This is a genomic window from Actinocorallia sp. A-T 12471 (assembly GCF_033875155.1).
Taxonomy (GTDB): Bacteria; Actinomycetota; Actinomycetes; order Streptosporangiales; family Streptosporangiaceae; genus Actinocorallia.
This window is the reverse complement of the sequence record NZ_JAWZTE010000006.1, coordinates 358,029-383,623: the sequence shown is the minus strand read 5'-3', so window position 1 is coordinate 383,623 and position 25,595 is coordinate 358,029. Positions and strand designations below refer to the sequence as shown.

The following is a 25,595-nucleotide window of genomic DNA, read 5'->3' as shown; positions in this document are numbered from 1 at the left end:
TGGGCGTCGGTACGGTGAAGGGACCCGGCCGGTGTGCGCGGGCGCGCTAGTGTCGGCACTCCCCCGAGCCCCGCCCTCCCCCTGGAGACCACGATGCGCTTGCGCTCGGTCCTCGTGGCCGCCGTCCTGCTTCCGCTCGCCGCGTGCGGCGGCGGCGACACCGACCACGCCACGGCCTGCGACGGCTACAAGACGGCGATCAACACGCTCGGCACCACCCAGGTCGGCGTCGACTTCTCCGACCCGTCGACCCTCACCGGCCCCTACGGCGAGGCCGCCGAGGAGATCCGCGCGATCGCCGACGACGCCGCCGACGAGCCCGTCGAGAAGGTCGGCAACCAGATCGCCGACGCGCTCGACCAGGTCGTCAAGGCGACCTCGGAAGGCTCGAGCGCCGACCGCCCCGCCCTCACCGCCAGCGGCCGCCTCGCCGACGCCGTCTCCGCCATGGAACGCGAATGCGGCCCGATCTCCTAACCCGCTTTGCCGACCCCCTCCTTCCCCGGTACCCTGTCACCTGGCCCCAAGGCCACGGAGGTGTCGCCTAGTACGGTCTATGGCGCCGCACTGCTAATGCGGTTTGGGTTCACGCCCATCGCGAGTTCAAATCTCGCCACCTCCGCCCACTGAGCAGCGCCTTTGTTGAAGTTGAGAACTTCGGCAGGGGCGCTGTTCGCGTTTTGTGAGGGCGCCGCGTCGGGGCTGATGCTGATCAGCGCCTTGGTCGCCGTCTCGACGGGATCGGGGTACGCCGTTGTAGGGGTGTTGGCGGTGAACTCGTGCCTGGAGTGGCCAAGGGGGTCGTGGTTTTGGTTCAAGGGGGTGGCGCGGCTTGGCGCGCTGTTCTTGTGGAGGGGTTCGGAGTGGCTGATTAGGGGCCGTGGAGATGAAGGGGGTGTTGGATGGGGTGGTTGCGGAGGGGAGGGGTGTCCGCGAGCTGCTGGTTGGGTGGGGTCTTCTGTGGGGTTAGGTGATTTTGAAGGTCTTTGAGGTGGTGGGGGTGCCGGGCCAGGTTATGCGGAGGGAGCCGGGGGTTTGGGGGTGAGAGTGAAGGTGTGGTGGGGGCGGGGATTTCGTCGGCGGACTCGTCGCCGAGGGCCTCGGTGGTGATCGACCACTTGGCGGGGACGGCGAAGAGGGCGGTGGACTGGACCTTGCTGGTGGGACGCCGTCGCCGTCGGGGTCGGTGAGGTCGAGGTGCTCGTAGCCGTCGCGGTGACGGATGTGCAGACGAGGACGGCTAGTGATCTGGGGGGCATTGACCTTCTCCTGGGGAATTGGGGGTTCTGCTGGAGAAGGCTAGGTCCAGGTGATCAGGGTGTTTTGCGTCGTATGGCGCTTTCGGGGGGTGTTGATGATCGCGTTCATCAAACCGTCATGCGGGGTCGGTGGGACTTGGGTGAGGGGGGAGGGGGTGGGGCGCTAGGCTGCCAAGATCCCTCGAAACCCTCCCATGGAGTTGGATATGCGACGAATCGCCATGGTCGGCGTCGGGAGCGTCGTGCTCGCGGCCTCCTCGGTTTTCGGGGTGGGGGCGGTGCAGGCGGCCCCTGAACCCGAGCGGGCGCCGACGCGCAAGCTGTTCATCAATGACGTGACCCCCAGGAAGGGGGAGAAGGTCGGCACGGGGATGCCGATCATGCTGCGGTTCTCCGAGAAGATCAGGAACCGCAAGAAGGTCGAGCGGGCGTTGAAGGTGACGTCCGAGAAGTCGACGGTGGGCGCGTGGTTCTGGACGAAGAGCGCGGCGGGCCTCCCGCTGGCGATCTTCCGGCCGAAGACCGCGTGGAAGCCGAACCAGAAGGTGACGGTCACCGCGAAGCTCAAGGGGCTCAAGGGCGCGGGTCCCGGGCTGGTCGGCAGCAAGAACCTGAAGCACACGTTCCGGATCGGCGACGACCACGTCGTGAAGATCGTCGCCAAGACGTACCGGGCGAAGGCTTACCGGAACGGCAAACTCGTGCGTTCCTGGCCGATCAGCATGGGTTCCGGCGGCGAGGTCGTCAATGGCGTCGACGTGCTGATCACCACGAGCGGCACCCACCTGGTGATGGCGCACAGCAAGCTCGAGCGCATGATCTCCCCCGGCAAGGACCCGGACGACCCCGGCTACTACGACGAGATGATCCCGTGGGCGACCCGGATCAGCGGCTCGGGCGAGTACATCCACCAGAACATGAACGACCCGTCCTGTCTCGGCAAGCGCAACTGCTCGCACGGTTGTGTGCGCTCGCCCGCCAAGGACGCCAAGTGGTTCATGAACTGGTCGTACCGGGGCGACCGGGTCATCATCACCGGAACCAAGCGGAAGCTGGCGTGGAACAACGGCTGGGGCTTCCACCAGATGCCGTGGAAGAAGTGGGTGGCGGGCGGCGCGCTCGGCACGCCGGTCACCACCTGAGCCGTCAGATCCGTGCGGGCGCGGGCGCGGCGGCGCGGAGCCGTCGCGCCGCCGGGCCCCAGGGCGTCACCGCGAGCGCGAGAAACCCGAGCACGACGGTGACGCCCACGGCGACGGTCCGCGTCCCATATGCCGATATGGCATAACCGCAGGCCAACGCGCCCAGCGGGGCTGTAACGCCGGTCGCTAGCGCGCTTACGCCGGTGATCCTCCCGAGCAGGCTCGGCGGGGCGGTACGGCACCGGTGGGCGGACACCGCGACGTTCATCAGCGACCCGAGCAGCCCGATCCCCGCCCACGCGACCATGCCCGCCTCGGGCCGGTGCACGACCGCGACGAGCAGGACGAGCCCGGCCCAGCCCCAGCCGCACACGGTCGGCACGGCGGTGCCGAGCCGGTCGGCCCAGCGCGGCGCGAACACCGCGCCGACCGCGCCGCCGACGCCGGAGGCGGCGACGAGGATCCCGATCTGCAGCGGCGGCGTCCCCTGCCGTTCGGCGAGGACGACGAGCATCAGCAGGACGCCCTGGAACAGCGCGTTCGTCGCCGCGCACAACCCCACCGACCGGCGTTGGTAGACGTCACTCCACACGTGTTCTACTGCCGCGCGCAGTGTCCCCGTACGCCCAGCCGTAGGACGGGTTCGCCGGAACGGCCCAAGGAGCAGGATCGTGACGATCGAGACGGCGCTCGCCAAGGCGTCGGCGACGTAAGGGACCGTCCGGCCCGTCCCGTAGAGAAGTCCGCCAAGGGGACGTCCCAGCAGCAGCGACAGGTGTTGGCGTAGTTCGTTGCGGGAGACCGCCGCGTTGAGGTTCCGCGTAGGGACGACCCGGGGAAGGGCTGTCTGTTCCGCGATCGTGTAGAACGCGGCGGCTGTGCCGTCGAAGGCCGCGAGGAGGAGCAGCCCCCACAAGGGCGGGTGCTCCAGGGCGACGAGTACCGCCGCGCCCAGGAGGGTGCCGCCGAGTCGCAGTGACTGGCTCCACAGCATGACGTGCCGTTGGTCGCAGCGGTCGGCGACGCGTCCGGCGGGCACCTGGGCGAGCAGGTGGGGCAGGGCGGCGCAGGCGGCGGCCCAGCCGGCGGCCGAGGGCGAGCCGGTGAGGGCGAGCGCGAGGAGCGGCAGCGCGGTGGCGGAGCTGGTGCGGCCGAGCTGGGAGGCGGCCGATCCGGCCCACAGCAGTGCGAAGTCACGGCGCCATGCGCTCACCCCGGTGGTGCCTTCCTGGTTCTGTGCGGGGGCATGCGCCGCCGCGCGCGACGGCGCGGGCGCCAGGCCCGTCGGACGGCCTCGCGGGCCGGCTCCGGATGCCGAGCAGCCTACTGGAACGCCGTGTGATGGTCCGGTGACCGAGGATGTTCACCCGAGTCATGGCCTGGTGCGGGCCGGATCGGCACGCTCAGGCGCCGGGTCGGGCCAGGTCGCGGGCGGTGGGGTGCAGGTGGGCGGGCAGGGGCGGCGCGGTGGCCTGGGCGGCGCGTGCGGCGAGCCTGGCGGCGGCGACGGGATCGCCGGTGAGGGCCGCGACGCGCGCCGCGCGCAACAGCACGAGCGCGCTCTCGGCCTCCTCGGCGGCCGCGTCCTCCAGCGCGGCCCGCGCCTCCTTCGGACGGTCCAAGACGGCGAGGGCAAGCGCGCGCGCTGAGCCGGTGGAGGCGGGCGGGCAGGCGAGCCTGTCGAGGTCGCGCAGCGCGGACGCCGCCGAGACGGGGTCGCCGAGGTCGGCGAGGATCTCCGCGCGGGTTCCGAGCGCTTCGGCGGCGGCACCGTCGAGGGCGAGGACCCCGCTGAGGACGGCGAGGGCGGGCACCGGCCTTCCGGCGAACCAGAGGGCGCGGCCCAAGCCCGTCTGTATCGCGGGATCGTGCGGGACGCGTCCTACGGCGGCGTGGAGGTCGGCTACTGCGCGCTCCGGCGTGTCGTCGTAGCCGAGTCGGAGTCTTCCGATCGCCGCGAGGAGGCGTCCTACGGCCGTCGTGTCCTGCATCGCCTCGCAGGTGACGGCGGCGGCCCGGTAGTGCTCGGCCGCGACCTCGGGTAGGCCGCGCTCGTAAGCGATGTTGCCCAGGGTGGTCTCGGCCGCCGCGTGGACGCGCAGGGACCCGTGTCCGAGCGCGGCTTCGGCGTTGGCCCGCGCGAGGTCGTACTCGCCCCGATGCAGCGCCTTGTCCGCCGCGCACAGGCGGTCCTCGGGGGAGGGCCGGTAGGCCGACGCCGGCCGCACCGCCTGTACGGGCCGCACAAGACGGGGATGCGTAAGGCGATAGAACAACTGCCCGTCTCTATGTCTGTGCACGCGCAGAAGGTGTCCGTCCACAAGGTCGCGGAGGACGGAGACCGGCATTCCCGCGGTTCTCGGCTCCTCCTCGTAGACGACGCGCGCGCCCCCGGACTTCGGCGCGAACACGTCGCGGAACCAGCCGGTCAGCTGGTCGGGCGTCATCCGGTGCAGCGCGGCGACCCGCGCGAGCACCGCCGCCGCGAAGTCGGCGAGCGCCTGGTCGACGTCAGGGCCCGGGTCCGCGCCGGAGCCGTACTCGACCGGGCCCGGGAGCGCCTGGGGCCACGCCGACTTCGTCGGGAATGCTCCGGGGCCGTGCTCGACCTGGCCTGGGCGCGTTTCGGGTGTCCCCGGCTTCGTCGGGAAAGTTCCTCTGCGGTGCTCGACCGGGCCTTGGAGCGTTTCAGGCGTTCCCGGCTTCGTTGGGGGAGTTCCGCTGCGGTGCTCGACCGGGGCTGGGAGGGCTTCGGGTGGTTTTGGGGGGAAGAGGCGGGTGCAGACGGCCTGGAGGAGGGCGGGGTCGACGGAGTCGGGTTCGCCGCGGCGGCCGCCGGAGAGGTCGGCGGCGAGGAGGTCCGGGAGGTGGGCGGGGTGGCCGGGGCCCAGGGGTGCGCGGATCGCGGTGGCGGCGGACGCGCGGTCGAGGGGGCCGAGCGGGACGCGGCCGGGGTCGGCCACCCGTTCGGCGAAGGCGAGCGCCTCGGTGAGCCGTTCCTCGCGGACGCTGAGCAGCAGCCGGAAGTCGGCGCGGCCGGTCAGGGCCTCGGCGAGGTCGTCGAGGAACGCCATCCGCGCCTCGTCGGCGGACGACGGCGCGAACAGCTCCTCGGCCGCGTCGATGACGAGGTGCGGGATGCGGCCGGGGTCGGACTTGCCCAGCGCGCGCAGGAACGCCGTGACGGACAGTCCCGCGAGCCGCGTCGGCGCGGTCTCTGGCAGCCATGAGGCGAGCACGGCGAACACAAAGGGGTTCTGCCGTGGAATCGCCGCGAGTGGCAGTGCGGGACCGCCGCACGGCGTCGCCACGGGCAGCACCCGCCGCGCCCCGTCGCGCAGAGCGGGAATGCCTCCGGCCCGCAGCAGTGAGCTCTTTCCGACGCCCGACGCACCGTGCAGAATCGTGATCCGACGACTCCGCCAAATGTCGGCGAGTTCGCGGATTTCGGTGTCGCGGCCGTGGAAGTGCGGTCGGTCTCGGTCGGTGAATTGACGATTTCCGGGGAAGGGCGCCGGCGGTGAGGGAAGCGTCATTGGCCTCATCCGGCCAGGCACGCGCGGTGCCTGCGCCGCGGTTCAGCGGACGGGCGGAAGGCTCGCGTTGAAGGCGGCGACGGCGTCGTGTGCCTCGGACTCGGCGGGGCCGAGTATCTCCGTGAGCACGTGCCACAAGGTAGAACGGTCGAGGATGTCGAGATCCGGCAGGGACAGTCCGGAAACGTCCACGAGATCACCGCGGGCGTGATCGTCCATGAGTCCTCCCGGTCGGCGGTCACAGGTCGCGTCAATCTTCGCACGCGGTCCAACGGCTTTCCAGAGCGCGTCAGAAAAGATCAGTGACATCCCTGTGTCGTATGGCGCGTTCGGAAAAAGCGCCCCTGCGGCCATTACCGAACACCGGGTTAGCATGACGCGGGACATCTGACGCGAGAATGGACGACGAAGCTGAGGTTTCGATGACGAAATCCCGTTCCGCCGGTGTCCCGGGCAGGCCGCTCGGGCGTGTCCCGGACGTCTGGGGGAAGGTGCCGCCGCGCAACAAGAACTTCACCGGCAGGGAGGACCTGCTGGCGCGGCTGCGCGGACGCGTCACGGGGCAGGTCACGGCGGTCGTGCCGCACGCGCTGCACGGGCTCGGCGGCGTGGGCAAGACGCAGATGGCCGTCGAGTACGCCTACCGGTTCCGCCAGGAATACGATCTTGTGTGGTGGGTTCCGGCCGACCAGCCGGCGCTGGTCAGGTCGAGCCTCGCCGCGCTCGCCCCGCATCTCGGCCTGCCCCCGGCGACCGCGACGGGCATTGAGGACGCCGCCAACGCGGTCCTCGACGCGCTGCGCAGGGGCGAGCCGTACACGCGGTGGCTTCTGGTGTTCGACAACGCCGACCAGCCCGAGGACATCCAGGACGTCCTGCCGCAGGGTCCGGGCCATGTGCTGATCACGTCGCGGAACCACAGGTGGGACGGGGTCGTGGACACCGTCCCGGTCGATGTGTTCACCCGCGCCGAGAGCGTCCAGTTCCTGGCGAAAAGGGTGCCGAGGTCGGTGCGCGACGCCGACGCCGACAGGCTCGCGCACGAGCTCGGCGACCTCCCCCTCGCGCTGGAACAGGCCGGGGCGTTGCAGGCGGAAACCGGCATGCCGGTCGCGCAGTACCTTGAGCTGCTGACCGAGCGGACCGCGCAGCTGCTGTCGGAGGGCAAGCCGTCGGAGTACCCGGTGTCGATGACGGCGGCGTGGGGCCTGTCGGTGACGTCGCTGAGCGGCACGATGCCCGAGGCGATCGACCTGCTGCGGTGCTGCGCGTTCTTCGGCCCCGAGCCGATCCCCCGCGACGTGTTCAGCCAGCCGTCCGGGCAGCTCGGCCCGAAGCTGGCGGCGCTGCTGCGCGACCCGATCCGGCTGAGCAGGGCCGTCGGCGAGCTCGGCAGGTACGCGCTGGCGAAGATCGACCCGTCGGCCCGCACGATCCAGGTGCACCGGCTGATCCAGGCGCTGGTCCGCGAGGAGCTCGACGAGGACGAGCAGCGCAGGATCAGGCACGAGGTGCACCTCCTGCTCGCGATGGCGGCCCCCGACTCGCCTGACGACAGGACCGCATGGCCCGGCTTCTACGAGTTGCTAGGCCACATCCAGCCGTCCGGGGTGGCCGAGAGCAGGGAGCCCGACGTACGGCGGCTCGCCTTGGACGTCGTCAGGTACCTGTATGCGTCGGGCGGTTACGCCTCGGCAAGGCTGTTCGCGCAGCGGTTCATCGACAGGTGGACGCAGGACGGCTCCGCCGACGACCTCGACGTGCTGAAGGCGCGCAGGCAGCTCGGGAACGTGCTCAGGGAACTCGGTCTCTACCAGGCCGCGTACGACCTCAACCGGGAGACGCTGACGCTGCACGAAGGACGGGTCCACGCCGACGAGAAGGAGGTGCTCCGCCTCGTCAACACGATAGGCGCCGACCTGAGGGCGCGCGGCGACTTCCCGGCCGCGCGCAAGCACGACCTTGAGTCGCGGGAGAGGCATGAGGCCGTCGTCGGTGAGAACGAGCCGCACACCCTGCGCGTCATCAACAGCCTGGCGTTGGACTACGGGCTGATCAGCGACTACCAGCAGTCCAAGCGCCTGCACGAGGAGGGGTACCTGAGGATGCGCGCGCTGGGCCGCAGGGCCGGCGCGGTCGACGTGCTCGCCCCGTGGAGCGGGCTCGCCCGCGCGGTCCGGTTGTGCGGGGATTACGCGGAGGCGTGCGACGTCGGGGAGGAGGCGTACCACTACGGCGTCGGGGAACTCGGCGCGGACCACCCGTGGACGCTGCGCACAGGCAAGGACCTGTCTATCGCGTGGCGTCGGCTCGGCGAGCTCGACCGCGCGCTTGAGCTGGCGTTGGAGACGCACGCGAGGTATGTGCGGCTGTACGGGCTGAGCCATCCGGACACGCTCGCCTCGGCGATGTGCCTCGCGAACGTCCAGCGCGCGCTGGGCGACCTCGATTCGGCGGTCGAGCTCGCGGCCGACACCGTCAACCGGTATCCGAACGTGTACGGGCCCGAGCATCCGTACAACCACGGGTGCGCGGGCAACCTCGCCATCTTGCGGCGCGTTACGGGCGAGCCGCACGCCGCGCGCAAGCTGAACGAGTCCGCGCGCGCGGGCCTCGAGGCCAAGCTGGGACGCGACCACCACTATCCGCTGACCGTCGCGGCCAACCTCGCGAGCGATCTGGCCGACCTCGGCCTGCTCGAGGAGGCGGCGGAGCTTGAGGCCGACACCCATGAGCGGCTGGAGCGGGTCCTCGGCCCGCGCCACCCGATGACGCTGTCGTGCGCCGCGAACCTGTCGGCCGACCTCGCGCTCCTCGACCGCAAGGATGAGTCAGAACCCCTGCACGCCCGCACTCTCGAGGCATACTCCGCGACGCTCGGCATGGCGCACCCCGACGCGCAGGTCGCCCGCTCCCGCCGCCACCTCGACTCCGACTTCGACCCCCCGCCCATCTAACGCCCCCATGCCGCCCGGCCCGCCGACGCGTGGGCCGGGCTCGCGCCGGGTGTGCGTGCGACACCCCCATGCCGCCCAACCCGCCGCCGCGCGGGCCGGGCTCGCGCCGGGCGTGCGTGTGACGCCGCCACGCCGCCCAGCTTGCCTACGCGCGGGCTGGGCTCGCGCCAGGCGTGCGTGTGACGCCCCCATGCCGCCCGGCCCGCCGACGCGCGGGCCCGGCTCACGCCGGGTGTGCGTGTGACGCCCCATCACCGCCCAGTCCGCCGACGCGCGGGCCCGGCTCGCGCCGGGGGTGCGTTGATGTCGGTGGCTGTTGGTGCGGGCGGGGGCTTTAGGGCGTCCAGGAGGCCAGGGTGGTTGTCGTGCCTTTGAGGAGGAGGCGGCCTTCGGGGGTCAGGGACGGGCTCTCGGCGAGCTCCAGGGCGGCGCTGTGGGCCGCGGCGCGCCACCTGGTGTAGGCGGCCTCGGCGCGGGGTCCCGAGCGCCGCTCGCGCCGCCAGAAGCCCGCGACGCCGAGGTGCGCGTAGACGCCGTGCAGCGCCGGGAGCAGCGGACGCGGGTCGGGCCGCCACGGGACGCGGTAGCGCGCGCCGTCGTCCGGCCCGGTGAGCGCGTGGTGGTCGAGGACGGCGTTGAGCTTGGTGTGCTGGATCTCGTGTGCGATCGTCTCGGCGAGGCCGGGCGCGTCGACGGGCGGGGAGAGCCCGACCATGCCTGACGCGTGCCTCGGCGTGCCGCTGGTCGACCGCCCGTGCGGCGCGTCGAGCACGGTGAACGCGCGCAGCAGCACGCGCGCCTCGGCGGCGACGGTCCAGTGCCGCCGCAGCAGCAGCGCCCACGCGTCCTCGAGCAGCGCCCCGAACCTGGCGGCCTCGGCGGCCGTCATCCGCGCCGCACGCAACGCGCCCCCCGGCATCCGATCGGGATCGGTCTCGTCGAGCACGACGGTGATCCCCTCCCCGCCCTCCCCCGCGCTGAGCGCGCGCACGGGCGCCCACCCGAACGCCCAGGTCCCGCCGACCTCGGACGCCCAGGTCCCGCCCACCCCGGGTGCTGCGGGACCGGGTGTGCTGGTTTCGGGTGTGGTGGGTGTGGGCGTGGGTGGTGTGGTGTTCGGGCGGGTGGGGGAGAGGCGGATCTCGGCGCCGTTGCCGGTGTGGGCCTCCAGGAGTGTGCCGGGGGGCATAGGGGGGAGGGTGAGGGTTCCGGCGGAGGGGAGGGTGAGGTGTGGCGAGGTGAGTGGGATTGTCAGGGTTGTGCGTAGGTTCGCCCGTAGGGCGGCTGTTGTGGCGAGGGCGCAGAGGAGGGACGGGGCCTCGCTCGGGTCGCCTTGCATGGCCTGTCTGAGGGCTCGGCGGGCGGCGGGGCCCACTGACGGGTATCCGACGACGGCCGCGAAGACCGTGGGGGCACGTCGCCGTACGTCGGTCAGGACGCGCCAGGCCGTCAGGGCCGCCGGGCCGTGCGGGCCGGGCTCGGCGGCGTCGAGGAGGCCGCGCAGCAGGAGCAGCCGGCGCGCGTCCTGGCCAGCGCGCAGCACCCGCGCGGCGTCCTCGCCGCCCCCGCCCGCCGCCAGCGCGCGCAGGGTCTCTTCGGGGAGCCCCCGGGCCGGGGCGAGCGCGCCGGTCATCGGCGGGTGTTCCGCAGTGCCGCGACGTCGGTGCTGAGGGTGCCGCGGACGTGCGTGATGAGCCGGTACAGGTCGCGGCAGTAGACCGACGGGTTGCGGAACCCCGTACCCGCCCGGTGCCTGTGCGGGTAGAAGCCGGCCCCGCAGGCCCGGACAAGGTCGCACGCGCGGCACTCCTCGGAAAGCGCGCGTATCCCGATCTGCCGTGCGGCGATCCCGGGCACGAGGAGTGCGTCGTCGAAGGAGTCGCGCGCTATGTGCAGGGGCGTACTGCTCGCCCCGTCGAACGCCGCCTTGAGGCTGTCTATCTGCTCCATCCGCCCGTTCGTCTCCACCACGACTATCGCGACGGGGGACAGCCCGATCGTCTCGCTGCGGGACGGCCTGCCGAGCAGCAGGTGCAGGATCTCGCCGAACATCCGCACCCTTGTCTCCCGGACGGGCGCGCCGTACCAGCGGTCGAACGCCTTGACGAGCCAGTCCCCGTAGGGCGTCGACCCGTCAGGCGGACGCCCCGGCGGCGGCAGGTCCCAGGTCCCGTGCGGGAGGAGGAAGTCGATCTCGGGCGGGTCGTACGCGAGCAGCGCCTCATACGTGACGACGGGGTCGTTGGCGAGGTCGACGGCGGCGAGGAGCCCCCCGAACAGATGCCTGTGGCGCGGCGCGGTGAGCTGTTCCAGGCCCTGCCTGACCGCCTCGTGGCTGCCGCCGCCGTCGTGCCGTACGCGGTGCCTGTCGTGCGCGGCGGCGTCCCCGTCGAGGCTGACGCCGACGCGCACGTCGAGCTCGTCGAAGAGCGCGAGGAAGACCGGGTCGAGGAGCGTCCCGTTGGTCTGCACCTGGAAGCCGACCTCGACCTCCGGCATCGCGGCGCGCGCGGCGGTCACCGCGTAACGCAGGTGGTCGACCCCGGCGAGCAGGGGTTCGCCGCCGTGCAGGACGACGGTGACGCCGGGCAGCCGGTGCGTCCTGGCGTGTTCGGCGATCCGCGCTATCGCCTGGTCGAGGGTGTTGCGCGCCATCCGCCGGGGTTGGGTGCGCCAGCCCTGGTCGGGCGATTCGTACATGTAGCAGTAGTCGCAGGCGAGGTTGCAGCGACTGTGGATCTTGAGCACGAACTCGCGGAACGGCGTCGGCCGCCATCCGCCTTCGAGCAGCCCCTGGACGTCGAGGAGCGAGGGCCATTCGGCTCCGTCGACGGCCACACTGATCAACTCCTGGGCCTCTATCCGGTTTTGTCCGGTTATGGTTCACCGGGTATGTGGGCAGGGGCCCGTGTGTTGAAACTCAGGTGTCCGGCAGTTGCCACGGCTCGCACGGCGCGAGCGCGTCGGCGGTGTCGACGGTGATGGCCCATCGCTCGTGGTCCCGCCACTCCCCGTCGATCCTGATGAAACCGGGAGACATCCCCTCGCGCCGGAACCCGACCCGCTCGGCGAGCCGCAGCGACGCGGTGTTGTCGGGCTGGATGTCGGCTTCGAGCCGGTGCAGCCCGAGCGACTTGAACCCGTAGTGGACGGCCAGTGCCAGCCCCTCGGTCAGGTATCCCAGCCCGACCGTCGGGGCGAACCCGGCATACCCGACGATCGCCCGCTCGTAGACCCCCCGGGTGATCCCGCTGACGGTGATCAGCCCGACGATCGCGTCGTCGTCGGCCCGTCGGACGGTGAGCGCGATCGACCCCTCGTCCGCGAGCCGCAGCAGGTAGTCGAGGCATTCTGCGGTCGTGCGCGGCATGTAGACCCAGCGCGCGTGCAGCCGCAGGCTGAGCCGGGCGAGCCTGGCGACCTCCTCGGCGTCGCCAGGTCCCAACCGTCTGAGAACGACCCGGTACATATCCGGCATTCGACCAACACCCGGCACTGCTGTAAACCCGAAGGGCGGCAAGTCCGGGTAATTCACCCCGTCAAAAAAGGGTGAGATCGTCCTCTTCCGACGTGACCGGCAGCGGTTCCGGCAGTGGTGCGAGGGCAGGGAGCAGTTCCCGCACCTCGTCGTGGAAGCGCCGCGCGAGCGCGGGGGCCTCGTCGTTGCCCGGCGTGTGCAGGAAGAACGTCGGCGAACGCCCCTCGCGCAGCCATTCGGCGACCTTCGCCACCCAAGGGGCCCAGCCCTTGACGGTCTCCTCGGACGAGTCGCGCCCGAGGTACCTGACGATCGGGGCCGCGGTGAGCGCGCGGTCGCGTCGCGGCATGCGCGGCTTCCTGGTCCACGCCTCGCGCTCGGCGTCCGTCGTCGGCGGCGAGGAGAACAGCACTGTGGTGTCGAACGGCACCCACTCCGCGCCGACGCCGTCGAGCACGCGTTCCAGCCGCCGCACCGCGCGCTCGTCCTCGAAGAACGCCCGATGACGAACCTCAACGGCATATCTGTACGAACGCGGCAAAGCGCGCAGGAACCCCGCGAGCCCGTCGACGTCCGAGGGCCCGAACGCCCCCGGCAACTGGACCCACAGCGTCCCCGCCCGCGTCCCGAGCGGTTCGATCGCGTCGTAGAACGCCGCGAGATCCGCCGATCCCGCCACAAGTCGCCCCTCGTGTGTGACGGTTCGCGGCAGTTTCAGCGGAAACCTGAAGTCCGGCGGGGTCTGCGCCGCCCACGAGGCGGCCGTCTCCCGCGTAGGAGTCGCGTAGAAAGTCGTGTTCCCCTCGACCGCGTTGCACCACGACGCGTACGCGCGCAACCGCTGGTCGGCGGGCAGCGGATGCGCGACATACCGCCCACGCCAGGGCGCGAGTGTCCACATCGCGCATCCCACATGAAGCCGCATGGCCCGAAGCTACCGAACCTTCCGCACGTTCCGCCCGGTTCCGATGCCGGATTACGGGATAAGTCCTCACGCAACGGGGTCGGCCGATTACCCTCTCGCCCGAGGACCGTAATCCCGGAACCCCCAGGAGGGTGAAGCGTGTCAGAGCAGCTGAGAGAAGAGTCGGCCTTCCGCGCGACGACGTACCGCTATGACAGCCATCGCCTTCTGCTGCTCAAGGGCCCGCTCGACGAAAGGGCCATAGCCGCCCTCGAAGGCGCGCTGCTCCCGCTCCTTCAGGAGGAGCCGAGAACCCCGCTCGTGGTGGACATGGCCGAGGTCCCGCACGTCGCCGAGGCCGCCTACCCGACCCTGTTCGAGGCGTCCCGGCTCGCCGCCGACCGCGACGTCGTCGTGACGTTCGGCTGCCCGCCGGAGGCCGTCATGTTCGAACTGCGCGCGATGGGCGCGCTGCGCTTCATGGCCCTGTTCGAATCCCTGCCGGACGCCGTCGAGGCCGCCCTCACGCAGCGGTGAGGACGGCCTCGCGGTGACCCCGTGTGCCGGGCGTCGCCCCGCCCGGCGCGCGCGGCGTCAGCCCATGTGCGGGTAGCCGTGCGACGTCGGCGGCACGAACGTCTCCTTGATCGTCCGGGTCGACGTCCAGCGCAGCAGGTTCTGCAGCGAGCCCGCCTTGTCGTTGGTGCCCGACGCCCGGCCGCCGCCGAACGGCTGCTGCCCGACGACCGCGCCGGTCGGCTTGTCGTTGATGTAGAAGTTCCCGGCCGCGAACCGCAGCGCCTCGGTGGCGTGCGCGACCGCGGCGCGGTCGCGGGCGATGATCGAGCCGGTGAGGCCGTAGGCGCTGGCCGACTCCATCTGAGCGAGCATCGCGTCGTAAGAAGCGTCCTCGTACACGTGTACGGCGAGGACGGGCCCGAAGTACTCGTCGCGGAAGATCTCGTGGGAGGGGTCCTCGCTCAGCAGGACCGTCGGACGCACGAAGTAGCCCTCGGAGTCGTCGTACGTGCCGCCGACGAACACGTCGACCTTCGGGTCGGCGGCCGCGCGGTCGAGCACGCCCTTGAGCTTGGCGAAGGACCGCGCGTCGATGACCGCGCCCATGAAGTTGCGCAGGTCCCGCACGTCGCCCATGGTCAGGCCCTCGACGGTGGCGGCGAACTCGTCGCGGATGACGTTCCAGACCGAGCGCGGCACGTAGGCGCGCGAGGCGGCCGAGCACTTCTGGCCCTGGTACTCGAACGCGCCGCGGACCATCGCCGTCAGCAGCACCGCGGGGTCGGCCGACGGATGCGCGACGATGAAGTCCTTGCCGCCGGTCTCGCCGACGAGCCGGGGATAGGTCGCGTAGGAGTCGAGGTTGTCCCCGACGGTCCGCCACAGCCGCCGGAACGTCGCGGTGGACCCGGTGAAGTGGATTCCGGCGAGGTCGGGCGCGGTGAGCGCGACGTCGGAGACGGCGATCCCGTCGCCGGTCACCATGTTGATGACGCCCGGGGGAAGGCCCGCCTCCTCGAGTAGCCGCATCGTGTGGTGCGCGGCGAACTGCTGGGTGGGCGACGGCTTCCAGATGACCGTGTTGCCCATCAGCGCGGGCGCGGTCGGCAGGTTCGCGGCGATCGCGGTGAAGTTGAACGGGGTGATCGCGTAGACGAAGCCCTCAAGCGGCCGGTGGTCGGCCCGGTTCCACACGCCGGGCGACGAGACGGGCTGCTCGGCGAGGATCTGCCGGGCGAAGTGGACATTGAACCGCCAGAAGTCGGCGAGCTCGCAGGGCGCGTCGATCTCGGCCTGCTGCGCGGTCTTGGACTGGCCGAGCATGGTCGCCGCGGCGATCGTCTCGCGCCACGGGCCGCTGAGGAGGTCGGCGGCGCGCAGGAGGATCGCGGCGCGGTCGTCGAAGCTGAGCGCGCGCCAGCCCGGCGCGGCGGCGCGGGCGGCCTCGACGGCGTCGCGGGCGTCGGCGTGGTCGGCGTTCGCGGTCGTGCCGAGGACCTCGCGGTGCGCGTGCGGCTGGACGACGTCGATCCGCGCGCCCTTGGCCATGCGGTGCCGTCCGCCGATGACGGACGGCAGCTCGACGCCGCCGTCGGACAGTTCGGTGAGCTTCGCCGCAAGCCTGGCGCGCTCGGGGCTGCCGGGCGCGTAGGCGTGGACCGGCTCGTTGACCGGCGCGGGCACGGTGGTTCGGGAGTCCATGGGCTTTCCGCCTCCGGGTGGTCGTGGGCTGTCGCGTCCTTCCCCCGACGCTAAAAGCCGTCCCGCGCGCTTGCCATCGACAGGTGTCACGACCTGTCGGCGCGATCTTCAGACACTTGTCTGAGGTGGCGTTCCGGGCGTCCGTTGGGGGAGAATTCCGGCAGTCCCGATCTTCCGGAAGGAGTCCGCGCGATGGGCGTTCTCGTGCTGCACGGCTGGCAGAACCACCGCCCCGAGGGGCACTGGGAGAGGCTGCTCGCCGAGGAGCTGGCCGGGCGCGGCGTCGCCGTCTCTTATCCGCAGTTGCCGGACCCGGACGATCCCGATCTTGAGGTCTGGCTGGGGGAGCTCGTCCGGCATCTGGATGAACTGCCCGGGCCGGAGAAGGTCGTGGTCTGTCACAGCCTCGCGTGCACGCTGTGGCTGCACGCGGCCGCGCGCGGGCTCGTCAGGGCCGACAGGGTGCTGCTGGTCGCGCCGCCGTCGCCGGAGTTCTGTGCGGGGGAGCCGGAGATCGCGGATTTTGTTCCGCCGCGGCTCAGTGCGGAGCGGGTCGCGGAGACGGGGGCTGTGCGGCTCGCCGCGTCAGAGAACGACCCGTACTGCGCGGGAGGGGCGCTCGCGGTGTACGGGCGTCCGTTGGGGTTGGACGGCGACCTGCTGCCCGGCGCCGGACACGTTGATCTCGGCGCCGGGTACGGGCGGTGGCCGTCGGTCCTCGCGTGGTGCCTCGACCCCGGGGTCAGGCTCGTGCCGAGGGTCAGTTCTTGAGCAGGTAGAGGATCAGGGCCGCGACGACGCCGACGACGATCGCGCCGAGGCCGAGCATGTTGCCCTGGCTTCCGGTGCGGTGCCAGGGGCGTCCCTCGTCGAGGCTGTAGCGGCCGGGGCCGGTCAGCGCGAGGCCCGCGCCCGCCGCGGCGATGAGCAGCGGGGTCTCGGTGCCGCCGAAGAACCCCTGCTTCCAGGTGCTGAAGGCCGCGGTCAGCATCACGCCGATGACCATGGCAGGGCCCAGCGGCCACAGCAGGCCGAGGGCGAGCAGCAGTCCGCCGACGACCTCGGTGAGGCCGGCGACGACCGCGTAGAACTGGCCGGGTTCGAACCCGAGCGACCGGAAGAACATCCCGGTGCCCTTGATCCCTCCGCCGCCGAACCACCCGAAAAGCTTCTGTGCGCCGTGTGAGGCGAGGACCAGCCCGAAGACCAGCCGCAGAAACAACAATCCCGCGTCCATACCGCCCCAAGGTAACGGAGCGTGATCTCTACGCCACGTATCCGACGCCCTCGGTGCGGCGCGCCCCCCTCACCTGCGGGTCAGGGGGTCGCGGCCTTGAGGGCGATGTCAGCGCGGTGGTGGGAGCCGCGCAGGGTGAGGTGCGAGACCGCCTCGTAAGCCGAGGAGCGGGCTTCGGCGAGGTCCGCGCCGGTGCCCACGACCGAGAGGACGCGGCCGCCGTTGCTGTAGAGGACGCCTTCCTCGTTGAGCGCGGTGCCCGCGTGCAGGACATACGCGCCCTCGACGGCGTTCGCCTCGGCGAGCCCCTCGATCGCGTCGCCCTTGACGGGGTTCGCCGGGTAGTTCTCCGCCGCGACCACGACGGTCACCGCCGCGCCTGGACGCCACTCAAGGCGCGTGTCCGGCGTGAGATTGCCCACCGCGCACGTCTGGAGGAGGCGGCCGAGCGGCGTCGCGAGCCTGTCGAGGACGACCTGGGTCTCCGGGTCGCCGAAGCGCGCGTTGAACTCGATGACCCGCACGCCCTTGGACGTCAGCGCGAGGCCCGCGTACAGGACGCCGACGTACGGGCTGTTGCGGCGGCGCAGTTCGTCGACGGTCGGCTGGACCACGGTGCGCATGACCTCGTCGACGAGCCCCTCGGGGACCCACGGCAGCGGCGTGTACGCGCCCATGCCCCCGGTGTTGGGGCCCTCGTCGCCGTCGTAAGCGCGCTTGAAGTCCTGTGCCGGCAGCAGCGGGATGGCGTGTTCGCCGTCGCTGAGCGCGAACAGGGAGACCTCGGGGCCGTCGAGGTACTCCTCGATGACGACGCGCTCGCAGCCCTGCGCGTGCGCCTCGGCCTCGGCCCTGTCGGACGTGACGACGACGCCCTTACCTGCGGCGAGGCCGTCGTCCTTCACGACGTAGGGCGCGCCGAACGCGTCGAGCGCGTGGGCGACCTGGTCGGAGTCGTCGCAGACGTACGCGCGGGCCGTCGGGACGCCCGCGGCCTCCATGATCTCCTTGGCGAAAGCCTTGGAGCCTTCGATGCGGGCGGGCCCGGCGTCGGGGCCGAAGCACGGGATGCCCTCGCGTCGGACGGCGTCGCCGACGCCCGCGACAAGCGGGGCCTCGGGGCCGATGACGACGAGGTTCACCCGCAGCCGGACGGCGAGCTCGGTGACCGCGATGGGGTCGGTGGGGTCGAGGTGGTGGTTCTCGGCGACTTCCCCGATGCCGGGGTTGCCTGGCGCGCAGTAGAGCGCGGTCACGGAGGGGTCTTGGGCGAGGGAACGGACCAGGGCGTGCTCACGGCCGCCCGATCCCAGAACAAGGACGCGCACGTTACGCGACCCTATCGGCAACGGCGTGTGAACCTGGACGATGCCCCCGGCGTCTGATGTGTCGGGTGCTAATCTGCCAGAGGCCGGCCTTCCCGCCTGTGCGGTAGCCGCCCGGGTCCTGTCCCCGAAGCGAAGGGAGGTGGACGGCGATGGTCACCGGAGATCCCTGTAGTACCGGCGAAATGCCTCATCATCCACATTTCACTTCTTGTCGGGGTCCCGTCTCGTTCGTGTGCTCCCTCGGCTGACGCCTGCTTCATGACGGCGTGGCGCGAGGTCGCAGCGCCGTTCCGCCTCCGGGTCCTCGCGTTGTCGCGTGAAGGAGATTCCGGCCATGGCCATGACCAAGGTGCGTCCCGGGCTTTCGCTGTTCAACCGCGGTGCCAAGCCGCTTCCGCTCGACCCGGTGTGCCGCGACAGCGCGGTCATCGACTGGGCCGTGTACATCGACGGCCAGCGCGTGGTGACCGACAGCGTCGCCGACGCCGTCAGGCTCGTGCGGGACGGTGAGCTGTTCGTCCCGACGGACACCGAGTCGCCCGGGTTCGTCTGGGTGGGTCTGCACAATCCCGACTCCGCCGAGCTGGAGAGCCTCGCCGCGCTGTTCGGCCTGCCCGCCCTGGCCGTCGAGGACGCCATCAAGGCGCACCAGCGGCCCAAGCTCGAACGCTATGACGACCTGCAGTTCTTCGTGTTGAAGACCGTCGGCTACGTGGCGCAGGACGACGGCGTCGACGCGGTCGAGACCGGCGAGATCATGATCTTCTGCGGGCCCGACTTCGTGGTGACCGTCCGGCACGGCGCGCACGGCGAGCTCGGCTCCGTCCGGCGCAGGCTGGAGGCCGACCCGCAGCGCCTGGCGCTCGGGCCCGCGAGCGTGCTGCACGCGGTCGCCGACCGGGTCGTGGACGAGTACCTCCAGGTCGCCGAGGGCATCCAGCAGGACGTCGACGAGGTCGAGGAGTCGGTCTTCTCGCCCGAGCGGACGAACGACACGAACCGGATCTACCACCTCAAGCGCGAGACGATCCAGCTCAAGCGCGCGGTGGGGCCGTTGGCCGGGCCGCTGCGGACCTTGTGCACCCGTCGGATGGTCCCGCACGAGATCCGCGAGTACCTGCGCGACGTCGAGGACCACCTCGCCCGGGTGCGCGAGCAGGTCGACGCCTGCGACGAGCTGCTGAACCCGATCCTGCAGGCGCACATGACGCAGGTGACGGTCGGCGACAACCAGGACATGCGCAAGATCTCCGCGTGGGGCGCGATCCTGATGCTGCCGACCGCGATCGCCGGGATATACGGGATGAACTTCCCGCACATGCCGGAACTACGCTGGGCGTACTCTTACCCGACAGTTATTACCGTCATCGCCGTCGGCTGTCTTCTGCTCTACCGGGGGTTCCGCCGCAACGGCTGGTTGTGATCCGGGGGAGCAGTTGATCACCGTCGCGGGGCTCAACGTCCATCCGCTCAAGAGCGGCTCTGGCACGCCCGTCCGTGAGGCGGAGCTGACCGAGACCGGCCTGCGGCACGACCGCGAGTTCATGCTCGTGGACGCCGAGGGCAGGTTCCTGTCGCAGCGCAAGCACCCGCGGATGGCGTTGCTGCGCACGTCCTACGACGGGGTCGCCCTCGACGTCAACGGGTTCCACCACAAGGCGCTCGGGCCCGGGGACGCGCCCGTCGTGGACGTCACCGTGCACGGGCGGTCCTGTCAGGGCGTCGACCAGGGGGCGGAGGCGGCGGGGTACTTCTCGGACTTCCTCGGCACGCCCGTCCGGCTCGTCAGGTTCACCGGGGTGCGGCAGACGAGCCGGGGGGACGGCCGGGTCGCGTACGGGGACGCGTATCCGCTGCTTGTTATTTCTGAGGAGTCCCTCGCCGATCTGAACGCGCGGCTCGCCGAGCCGCTCCCGATGAACCGGTTCCGGCCGAACATCGTGCTGTCCGGGCTTGGCGCGTACGGGGAGGACTCTGTCCGGCGGATCGCGATCGGTGACGTGGAGATCGAGTTCGTCAAGCCGTGCGGGCGGTGCGTGATCACCACGGTCGACCAGGAGACCGGCGTGAAGGGCCGCGAGCCGCTGGCGACGCTCGCGCGGTACCGGACCGTCACGTTCGACGGCGAGCGGCTGATCGTGTTCGGGCAGAACGCGGTGCCGCGCACGACCGGTAGCCTTCACGTCGGCCAGTCGGTGGAAGTCTTGGAGTTCGCAGCGTGAAGCACGTGCACAGCGGCAAGGTGAGGGATCTTTACGAGCTGCCGGACGGTGATCTCGTCATCGTCGCGCGCGACACGATCTCGGCGTACGACTACGTGCTCGACACCCCGATTCCAGACAAGGGCGCGATCCTCACCCAGCTTTCGCTGTGGTGGTTCGACCGGCTCGCCGATGTTGTGCCGAACCATGTGGTTTCCACCGAACTGCCCGAGGGTGCGCCCGTCGAGTGGGCGGGGCGGGCCGTCGTGGTGCGGAAGCTGGAGATGGTCCCGGTCGAGTGCGTCGCGCGCGGGTACCTGACGGGCGGCGGGCTGAAGGACTACCGGGCGACCGGCGAGGTGTGCGGGATCGCGCTGCCCGCCGGGCTCGAGGACGGGTCGCGGCTGCCCGAGCCGATCTTCACCCCGACGACCAAGGCCGACGTGGGGGGCCACGACCTGCCGATGACGTACGCGGAGGTCGAGGGGAAGGTCGGCGGTGCGCTTGCGGGACGGCTGCGTGAGATCACCCTTGAGGTCTACCGGCGCGGCGCGGAGCTCGGGCTCGAGCGCGGCGTGATCGTCGCGGACACCAAGATCGAACTCGGGCTGCGGGACGGGGAGCTCGTGCTCGGCGACGAGGTCCTGACGCCGGACTCGTCACGGTTCTGGCCCGCCGACCGGTGGGCGCCGGGGCGTTCGCAGCCGTCGTTCGACAAGCAGTACGTCCGCGACTGGCTCACCTCGCCCGCGTCCGGCTGGGACCAGGCGTCGGGTGAGGCCCCTCCCCCGCTGCCCCCCGAGGTGGTCGAGCAGACCAGGGCGAAGTACATCGAAGCGTATGAAAGGCTCACCGGTCGTCAGTGGGGCTAGCGCCGGAGATTGCCGATAGGTTCTGGGGCATGTCGGTGCCCAGGGTCGCGCTCACGGTCGACCTCGTCGTGCTCACCGTGCGCGCGCAGCGCCTGTGCGCGCTGACCTGGCTGCGCGACCACGAGCCCTACCGGGGCCGCTGGTGCCTGCCCGGCGGCTTCATCCAACTTGACGAGGACCTCCCGGTCGCCGCGGCCCGCCTCATGGACGAAAAGGCGGGCCTCGCGGACACCGCGATCCACCTCGAACAGCTCGCGACCTTCGGCTACCCCGACCGCGACCCCCGCCAGCGCGTCGTCAGCGTGACGTACCTGGGCCTCGCCCCCGACCTGCCCGCCTCCTCGCGGGCGCAGGTCACCTGGAAGGCCGTGGACATCCTCCTCGAAGTGGAGGAGAACGCCTTCGACCACCGCAGAATCCTCCGCGAGGGCGTGGAGCGGGCGAGATCCAAACTCGAGTACACCTCCCTCGCCGCGGCCTTCTGCCCGCCGGAGTTCACCGTCGCCGAACTCCGCCGCGTCTACGAGATCGTCTGGGGCACCCCCCTCGACCCCCGTAACTTCCACCGCAAGGTCACCGGCGCCGACGGCTTCCTCGTCCCGACCGGCACCACGACGACCCGCGACGGCGGCCGCCCCGCCCAGCTCTTCCGCCGAGGCCGCGCCGAACAACTCCACCCCCCCATGCTCCGCCCTCCACAGCCCCTAACGCGAGCGGAGCCCTCGCACTAGGCGGGTGAAGGCGGGGCGGGTGAGGGTGATGGGGTCGGCGTCCGGGTTCTTGGAGTCGCGAACGCCGACCAGCGGACCGGTACCCGCCAGCTCGACACAGGCGTCGCCGTCGGTGCTGCGGCTGCTCTTACGCCAGCCCGAGACGGAACTCTTCTTACTCTTCACATGCTCTCCGTGAACTTCTGGATCATGTTCTTGGACTCACGAGCGGAGCCCTCGCACTAGGCGGGTGAAGGCGGGGCGGGTGAGAGTGATGGGGTCGGCCTCCGGGTTCTTGGAGTCGCGAACGCCGACGGCGTGGGTGGTGCCCGCCAGCTCGACGCAGGCGTCGGCCTTGCCGCTGTAGGTGCTCTTGCGCCAGCGGGCGGTGGTGTCTCTTGTGTCATTCATGTGCTCTCCACGTATTTCTGGATCACGCGCCGTGACTCGCGGACAGACAGAGCCGAGCTTCGGAGCCGATTGAAGATTTCGGTGAGTCGCGTGATTATTTCGGGATCTTCGGTTGTTCGGCTAGTGCGACCTGAGGACTCGATGTAGGCCATGTCCGGCTCCTTGGGAAAGGAAAGGACCGCGAAGCCCGACGGGTCCCCCGCCAGTTCCTCGGGAGGCACGATCTGAATCGAGATCCTCCTGGAGAGTTCGAGTAGCTGCAAGAGCTTCTGGGCTTGTCCCGCTCGAAGGTCTCGGGGCATGTCGCGAAGGGCCGCTTCTCGCATGACCAGGAAGAGCCAGGGCGCATCCGGTCTGTCGAAGATCTTCTTCTGACGTTCCATGCGCATGGAGACGTAGTCCTCGGCCTCCTGGGGGTGTACGCCGCCGCCCAGGTGCATTCTCCGGACGACTTCTTCGGTCTGCACCAGGCCGGAAATGATCAAGGGTTCATAGGCGATCATGTGCGTCGCCTTCGGTTCGACGTCAAAGAGCCGTCTTGCGCCGTTGGCGACCAGGCCGCGCTTGCGGTCGTCGTCGAACTCGTCCCAGAGGCGGCGGAAGGTGCCTCGGGTGTTGTGGAAGCGGTCAAGACCTGTGGCCAGGGCTTCCGAGGGGGGCTTCTCGAAGCTCTCGACCTTGGCGAGCCACTGGGGGGTGCAGTCGAGGGACTGGGCGATCTTGTTCCGGGAGGCGCCCGAGGCTTCACGGAGCGCTCGCATTTCGGCCACGAACATGCGTTGCGGAGAGGAGATCTCAAGAATTTTTTCGACCGTAACCGGAGTCTCGCGGGGGTCACGGGTCGGCCGGCGGGGGCCGTCCGGGTGCTGCTCGGGTGTCACGCGGGTGTCGCCGGGTGTCGCGTGGGTGTCATCGGGTGTCGGCTGGGTGTCGTCGGAAAGGTGCGGAGGTTCCTGGTTTATCCCATTCACAAATTCGGGCGTACTCGGAAACACCGGACTCCTTTCGCCGTAGTGCCTCTTGCCTGCGGGAACGGGGGGTCTCGCGGGGTGCGTCGTCGCCGGGGTGCTTTGATCGGGCGGGGTTTCGGCGCGGGTGTCATCAGGGTGTCGGGCGCGGAAAACGGGTGGTTCGCGGTTCGTAGCCGACGGTAACCCCGTTGTGCCAATGTCGTCATCCGAAAACGCCGACAAACCCAAGGACCAGGCATGACGACCGACATCACGGATCTGCGGAGGCTCCACCCCGGGTGGTTGATCCGTCCCGCGTCCGCCGACACGCTGCTCATGGCGACGCGCCTCGACCGGCGGCACCTGAGCGCCGACGAGCTCGGCCGCGGGCTCGCCATGACGCTCATCGAGGAAACCCCCGAGGCCCTGGCCGACGCGCTCGACGCCCAGTCGAAGATCGAGCCGCCGACGTGCTGAACTCCTACGCCGGGATCTCCGCCGCGGCCGCAGGGACCGTCCTCCTGGCCGCCACGGCGGGCGTCTTCCTCGCCCCCTACCTCCGGGCCTTCCACGCATCCCTGAAACCCCGAGGCCGCCACCACAAAGGCCACCCCGCCCACCCGATCCCCCACACCCACCCGGGCACCCGCCCGCCCCGTCCCGCCCCGGCCGGTCCCGTCCCAGCGTCCCACCCGGGCACCCGCCCGCCCCGTCCGGTCCCGCCCGCCCACCCGGGCATCCGCGCGGCCCGCCCCGCCCAGCCCGCTCACGCGGCCCCGCCCCTCGCGACCGCAAAACCCGCGACCCGCCCCGCACCCACGCCCGCGTCCCGGCCGGTCGCACCCGCGCCCGCACCCGCACTCCGGCCGGTCGCGCCCGCGCCCGCACCTCGACCCGCCGCACCCGCACCCGCACCCCGGCCGGTCGCACCCGCGCCCGCACCTCGACCCGCCGCACCCGCGCCCGCCTTCCGGCCCGCCGCGCAGGGCCCGGCCCGTCCACTGCCGCTCGCCACGCCGCCGGCCGCGCCCGTCCCCGCCGTGCCTCCGTCCGCGCGCCCGCCCCGTCCCGTCCCGCCCGTGCAGGGGGATGGGCGGTGGGTGCGGAGTGCTCCGCCCGCGCATCCGCTGCTGCGGCGGGTGCCGCCGAGGGCGGGGCAGGCTCGGGCGGGGCAGTCTGGCGGCCTTTTCGGAGCACGGCCGCGACGGGGCAAGGGTGCGAGTCCGGTGGTTCCCCTGTACCCGCCGCATGTCGCACGTTCGGTGCGTGCCGGGCAAGCCGCTTATGCCGCGAAGTGCGGGTATCCGGCGCAAGCCGCACATCCCGGGCTCACCGCGCAGCGCGCGCCCATGCGGTCCGCGCAGCCCGCGGTCCCCGGGGCCTCTCCTGCGGGCGCGGCTCGGGCGGCGGGCCCTGGGCGGCCCGCTCAGGCCCCGCCCGGGCGTGCGGCGCGCGGTGCGCTCGGGACGCAGGTCTGGCCGATCCCCGGGCAGCCCGGCTGAGGACCGGGACCGGCGCGTTTCGTCAGGGCGACGGCGGTGCCGGGTCAGCAGCCGGTGGTGGTGATGGAGTGCGGGCCGGGTGAGAGGCCGGCGGCGTCCCCGCCGCTGCCGACGGTGAAGGTGAGGTCGGTGAGTTCGAAGGTGTAGGCGCCGTGGCCCTGGCACTTGAAGGTGAACACGTCGCTGAGGAAGAGCGTGCCGGCGTCGCTCGGCACGTTCGCACTGCCGGTGAAGTCGCCGGACGCTACCTTCTCTCCGTCCTTGCGCACCGTGAAACGGCCGTGGGCGGCGCACTCGCGGGCCGTCCACAGGAGTGCGCCGCCCCGGCACGTGGCCCTGACGGAACCATGGGAATGACGTGCGGTCTTCACGCAGATCGACCACACCGCGCTCGGGACGTCTCGCAGGAAACCCTTCCCGCCCCGGGTGTCGGTGTCCGCGCTGCACGTTCCGTCCTCGCCGCCCGTGGACGCCGCCGGGAGCGCCTTCACCTGCACGGGTTTCCCCTTCCCCTTGCCTTTCTCCTTCTCTTTCTCCTCGGCGAGATGCTGGGCGACCTGCGCGTCGTGCTCCTTTGCCCATTTCGCCGCGTCCTTCGCGTAGGCCAGGCACTTGGGCAGGTGCTTCTTCTTGGACTTGGTCTTCAGCTTCTGCTTGCAGTCCTGCACGGTCATGATCCTGCCCTCCTGCATCAGGAGTTCGTAGACCAGGTTCTGCACCAGCGGGCTGTACTTCGCGGGGTCGGGAGCTTCGGGGGCGGGGGCGGCGTTCGCCGGGCTCAGGCAGGCCGAGCCGAGCAGGGCGGCGCCGAGCACTGATCGCAGAATGAGGCATCGCATGCACGCATAGTAATGATCTTGTCTTGGGGCGGCTTGGTTCCCGTGACCC

Annotated in this window: 24 protein-coding genes and 1 tRNA gene; 11 read left to right on the top strand and 14 right to left on the bottom strand. The window is 71.1% G+C overall.

Annotated elements, in window-relative coordinates:
• Positions 1-93 precede the first annotated feature (93 nt).
• The 3 genes from R9X44_RS19875 to R9X44_RS19865 all read left to right on the top strand — a co-directional run bounded on the left by R9X44_RS19875 (position 94) and on the right by R9X44_RS19865 (position 2,401).
• Entirely contained in the window at positions 94-477 is a 384-nt protein-coding gene (locus R9X44_RS19875) for a hypothetical protein (protein ID WP_319815702.1), read from the top strand.
• A gap of 56 nt (positions 478-533) precedes the next feature.
• Positions 534-622 (top strand) — tRNA-Ser (locus R9X44_RS19870).
• 843 nt (positions 623-1,465) lie between these two features.
• Entirely contained in the window at positions 1,466-2,401 is a 936-nt protein-coding gene (locus R9X44_RS19865) for a L,D-transpeptidase (protein ID WP_319815701.1), read from the top strand.
• A gap of 4 nt (positions 2,402-2,405) precedes the next feature.
• On the opposite strand, the gene R9X44_RS19860 is transcribed toward R9X44_RS19865, so the two are convergent.
• The 3 genes from R9X44_RS19860 to R9X44_RS19850 all read right to left on the bottom strand — a co-directional run bounded on the left by R9X44_RS19860 (position 2,406) and on the right by R9X44_RS19850 (position 6,156).
• Complete coding sequence (locus R9X44_RS19860) at positions 2,406-3,614, bottom strand: MFS transporter (protein WP_319815700.1); 1,209 nt, start codon at positions 3,612-3,614, stop codon at positions 2,406-2,408.
• Positions 3,615-3,804: 190 nt separating this feature from the next.
• A complete protein-coding gene (locus tag R9X44_RS19855) occupies positions 3,805-5,937 on the bottom strand; it encodes a hypothetical protein (protein ID WP_413774959.1) in 2,133 nt (710 codons plus the stop codon).
• 42 nt (positions 5,938-5,979) lie between these two features.
• Positions 5,980-6,156 carry a hypothetical protein gene (locus R9X44_RS19850; RefSeq protein ID WP_319815698.1) on the bottom strand — a complete coding sequence of 59 codons (177 nt, stop codon included), beginning with the start codon at positions 6,154-6,156 and terminating at the stop codon, positions 5,980-5,982.
• Positions 6,157-6,359: 203 nt separating this feature from the next.
• On the opposite strand from R9X44_RS19850, the gene fxsT reads away from it, so the two are divergent.
• Complete coding sequence (gene fxsT / locus R9X44_RS19845; RefSeq protein ID WP_319815697.1) at positions 6,360-8,894, top strand: FxSxx-COOH system tetratricopeptide repeat protein; 2,535 nt, start codon at positions 6,360-6,362, stop codon at positions 8,892-8,894.
• Between the two features lie 334 nt (positions 8,895-9,228).
• Here fxsT and R9X44_RS19840 read toward each other — a convergent pair whose 3' ends face one another.
• The 4 genes from R9X44_RS19840 to R9X44_RS19825 form a co-directional block, all read right to left on the bottom strand.
• Positions 9,229-10,527: an aKG-HExxH-type peptide beta-hydroxylase gene (locus R9X44_RS19840; protein WP_319815696.1), complete on the bottom strand. Its 1,299-nt coding sequence runs from the start codon at positions 10,525-10,527 to the stop codon at positions 9,229-9,231.
• Positions 10,524-11,732, bottom strand: a complete 1,209-nt coding sequence (locus R9X44_RS19835; RefSeq protein WP_319815695.1) for an FxsB family cyclophane-forming radical SAM/SPASM peptide maturase — start codon at positions 11,730-11,732, stop codon at positions 10,524-10,526. The genes R9X44_RS19840 and R9X44_RS19835 overlap by 4 nt, the downstream gene beginning before the upstream one ends.
• 82 nt (positions 11,733-11,814) lie before the next feature.
• Positions 11,815-12,363, bottom strand: coding sequence for a GNAT family protein (locus R9X44_RS19830; RefSeq protein WP_319815694.1), 549 nt, complete (start codon positions 12,361-12,363; stop codon positions 11,815-11,817).
• A gap of 70 nt (positions 12,364-12,433) precedes the next feature.
• A complete protein-coding gene (locus R9X44_RS19825; RefSeq protein WP_319815693.1) occupies positions 12,434-13,297 on the bottom strand; it encodes a DUF72 domain-containing protein in 864 nt (287 codons plus the stop codon).
• A gap of 138 nt (positions 13,298-13,435) precedes the next feature.
• Between R9X44_RS19825 and R9X44_RS19820 the strand changes: the two genes are divergently transcribed.
• Positions 13,436-13,813, top strand: coding sequence for an STAS domain-containing protein (locus R9X44_RS19820; protein ID WP_319815692.1), 378 nt, complete (start codon positions 13,436-13,438; stop codon positions 13,811-13,813).
• Positions 13,814-13,870: 57 nt separating this feature from the next.
• Here the strand turns inward: R9X44_RS19820 and pruA are convergent, their stop codons facing one another.
• On the bottom strand, positions 13,871-15,496 hold the full coding sequence (pruA, locus tag R9X44_RS19815; protein ID WP_319815691.1) for an L-glutamate gamma-semialdehyde dehydrogenase: 1,626 nt from the start codon (positions 15,494-15,496) through the stop codon (positions 13,871-13,873).
• A 192-nt stretch (positions 15,497-15,688) separates the two neighbouring features.
• Here pruA and R9X44_RS19810 point away from each other — a divergent pair, with 192 nt between their 5' ends.
• Entirely contained in the window at positions 15,689-16,267 is a 579-nt protein-coding gene (locus R9X44_RS19810; protein WP_319815690.1) for an RBBP9/YdeN family alpha/beta hydrolase, read from the top strand.
• On the opposite strand, the gene R9X44_RS19805 is transcribed toward R9X44_RS19810, so the two are convergent.
• Positions 16,257-16,733 (bottom strand): DoxX family protein, encoded by a 477-nt coding sequence (locus tag R9X44_RS19805; protein ID WP_319815689.1) that lies wholly within the window; start codon positions 16,731-16,733, stop codon positions 16,257-16,259. The two genes, R9X44_RS19810 and R9X44_RS19805, sit on opposite strands and share 11 nt — an antisense overlap.
• Positions 16,734-16,813: 80 nt before the next feature.
• A complete protein-coding gene (gene purD, locus R9X44_RS19800; RefSeq protein WP_319815688.1) occupies positions 16,814-18,061 on the bottom strand; it encodes a phosphoribosylamine--glycine ligase in 1,248 nt (415 codons plus the stop codon).
• Positions 18,062-18,377: 316 nt separating this feature from the next.
• Here purD and R9X44_RS19795 point away from each other — a divergent pair, with 316 nt between their 5' ends.
• From R9X44_RS19795 to R9X44_RS19780, 4 genes are read left to right on the top strand one after another with little or no spacing between them, the layout of a single operon-like run.
• Positions 18,378-19,484, top strand: coding sequence for a magnesium and cobalt transport protein CorA (locus tag R9X44_RS19795; protein WP_319815687.1), 1,107 nt, complete (start codon positions 18,378-18,380; stop codon positions 19,482-19,484).
• A 13-nt stretch (positions 19,485-19,497) separates the two neighbouring features.
• Entirely contained in the window at positions 19,498-20,283 is a 786-nt protein-coding gene (locus tag R9X44_RS19790) for an MOSC domain-containing protein (protein ID WP_319815686.1), read from the top strand.
• Complete coding sequence (locus tag R9X44_RS19785; RefSeq protein ID WP_319815685.1) at positions 20,280-21,134, top strand: phosphoribosylaminoimidazolesuccinocarboxamide synthase; 855 nt, start codon at positions 20,280-20,282, stop codon at positions 21,132-21,134. Before R9X44_RS19790 ends, R9X44_RS19785 begins: the two co-directional genes overlap by 4 nt.
• A 29-nt stretch (positions 21,135-21,163) precedes the next feature.
• Complete coding sequence (locus R9X44_RS19780; RefSeq protein WP_319815684.1) at positions 21,164-21,865, top strand: NUDIX hydrolase; 702 nt, start codon at positions 21,164-21,166, stop codon at positions 21,863-21,865.
• Here R9X44_RS19780 and R9X44_RS19775 read toward each other — a convergent pair.
• Genes R9X44_RS19775 through R9X44_RS19765 form a run of 3 tightly spaced genes read right to left on the bottom strand, consistent with a single transcriptional unit; the run spans position 21,839 to position 23,250 of the window.
• Positions 21,839-22,030, bottom strand: a complete 192-nt coding sequence (locus R9X44_RS19775; RefSeq protein ID WP_319815683.1) for a DUF397 domain-containing protein — start codon at positions 22,028-22,030, stop codon at positions 21,839-21,841. The genes R9X44_RS19780 and R9X44_RS19775 overlap by 27 nt on opposite strands.
• Positions 22,031-22,066: 36 nt before the next feature.
• Positions 22,067-22,255: a DUF397 domain-containing protein gene (locus R9X44_RS19770; RefSeq protein WP_319815682.1), complete on the bottom strand. Its 189-nt coding sequence runs from the start codon at positions 22,253-22,255 to the stop codon at positions 22,067-22,069.
• Complete coding sequence (locus R9X44_RS19765; RefSeq protein WP_319815681.1) at positions 22,252-23,250, bottom strand: helix-turn-helix transcriptional regulator; 999 nt, start codon at positions 23,248-23,250, stop codon at positions 22,252-22,254. The genes R9X44_RS19770 and R9X44_RS19765 overlap by 4 nt, the downstream gene beginning before the upstream one ends.
• A gap of 213 nt (positions 23,251-23,463) precedes the next feature.
• Between R9X44_RS19765 and R9X44_RS19760 the strand changes: the two genes are divergently transcribed.
• A complete protein-coding gene (locus R9X44_RS19760; protein WP_319815680.1) occupies positions 23,464-23,682 on the top strand; it encodes a hypothetical protein in 219 nt (72 codons plus the stop codon).
• A 1,069-nt stretch (positions 23,683-24,751) separates the two neighbouring features.
• On the opposite strand, the gene R9X44_RS19755 is transcribed toward R9X44_RS19760, so the two are convergent.
• Positions 24,752-25,546, bottom strand: a complete 795-nt coding sequence (locus R9X44_RS19755) for a hypothetical protein (protein WP_319815679.1) — start codon at positions 25,544-25,546, stop codon at positions 24,752-24,754.
• Positions 25,547-25,595 lie beyond the last annotated feature (49 nt).

Bases quoted from the DNA above. Each gene is read 5' to 3' on its own strand.
- R9X44_RS19875 (WP_319815702.1), top strand. From the start codon at position 94: ATGCGCTTGCGCTCGGTCCTCGTGGCCGCCGTCCTGCTTCCGCTCGCC.
- R9X44_RS19865 (WP_319815701.1), top strand. From the start codon at position 1,466: ATGCGACGAATCGCCATGGTCGGCGTCGGGAGCGTCGTGCTCGCGGCC.
- R9X44_RS19855 (WP_413774959.1), bottom strand. From the start codon at position 5,937: ATGACGCTTCCCTCACCGCCGGCGCCCTTCCCCGGAAATCGTCAATTC.
- R9X44_RS19850 (WP_319815698.1), bottom strand. From the start codon at position 6,156: ATGGACGATCACGCCCGCGGTGATCTCGTGGACGTTTCCGGACTGTCC.
- fxsT (WP_319815697.1), top strand. From the start codon at position 6,360: ATGACGAAATCCCGTTCCGCCGGTGTCCCGGGCAGGCCGCTCGGGCGT.
- R9X44_RS19840 (WP_319815696.1), bottom strand. From the start codon at position 10,527: ATGACCGGCGCGCTCGCCCCGGCCCGGGGGCTCCCCGAAGAGACCCTG.
- R9X44_RS19830 (WP_319815694.1), bottom strand. From the start codon at position 12,363: ATGTACCGGGTCGTTCTCAGACGGTTGGGACCTGGCGACGCCGAGGAG.
- R9X44_RS19825 (WP_319815693.1), bottom strand. From the start codon at position 13,297: ATGCGGCTTCATGTGGGATGCGCGATGTGGACACTCGCGCCCTGGCGT.
- pruA (WP_319815691.1), bottom strand. From the start codon at position 15,496: ATGGACTCCCGAACCACCGTGCCCGCGCCGGTCAACGAGCCGGTCCAC.
- R9X44_RS19810 (WP_319815690.1), top strand. From the start codon at position 15,689: ATGGGCGTTCTCGTGCTGCACGGCTGGCAGAACCACCGCCCCGAGGGG.
- R9X44_RS19805 (WP_319815689.1), bottom strand. From the start codon at position 16,733: ATGGACGCGGGATTGTTGTTTCTGCGGCTGGTCTTCGGGCTGGTCCTC.
- R9X44_RS19780 (WP_319815684.1), top strand. From the start codon at position 21,164: ATGTCGGTGCCCAGGGTCGCGCTCACGGTCGACCTCGTCGTGCTCACC.
- R9X44_RS19770 (WP_319815682.1), bottom strand. From the start codon at position 22,255: ATGAATGACACAAGAGACACCACCGCCCGCTGGCGCAAGAGCACCTAC.
- R9X44_RS19760 (WP_319815680.1), top strand. From the start codon at position 23,464: ATGACGACCGACATCACGGATCTGCGGAGGCTCCACCCCGGGTGGTTG.
- R9X44_RS19755 (WP_319815679.1), bottom strand. From the start codon at position 25,546: ATGCGATGCCTCATTCTGCGATCAGTGCTCGGCGCCGCCCTGCTCGGC.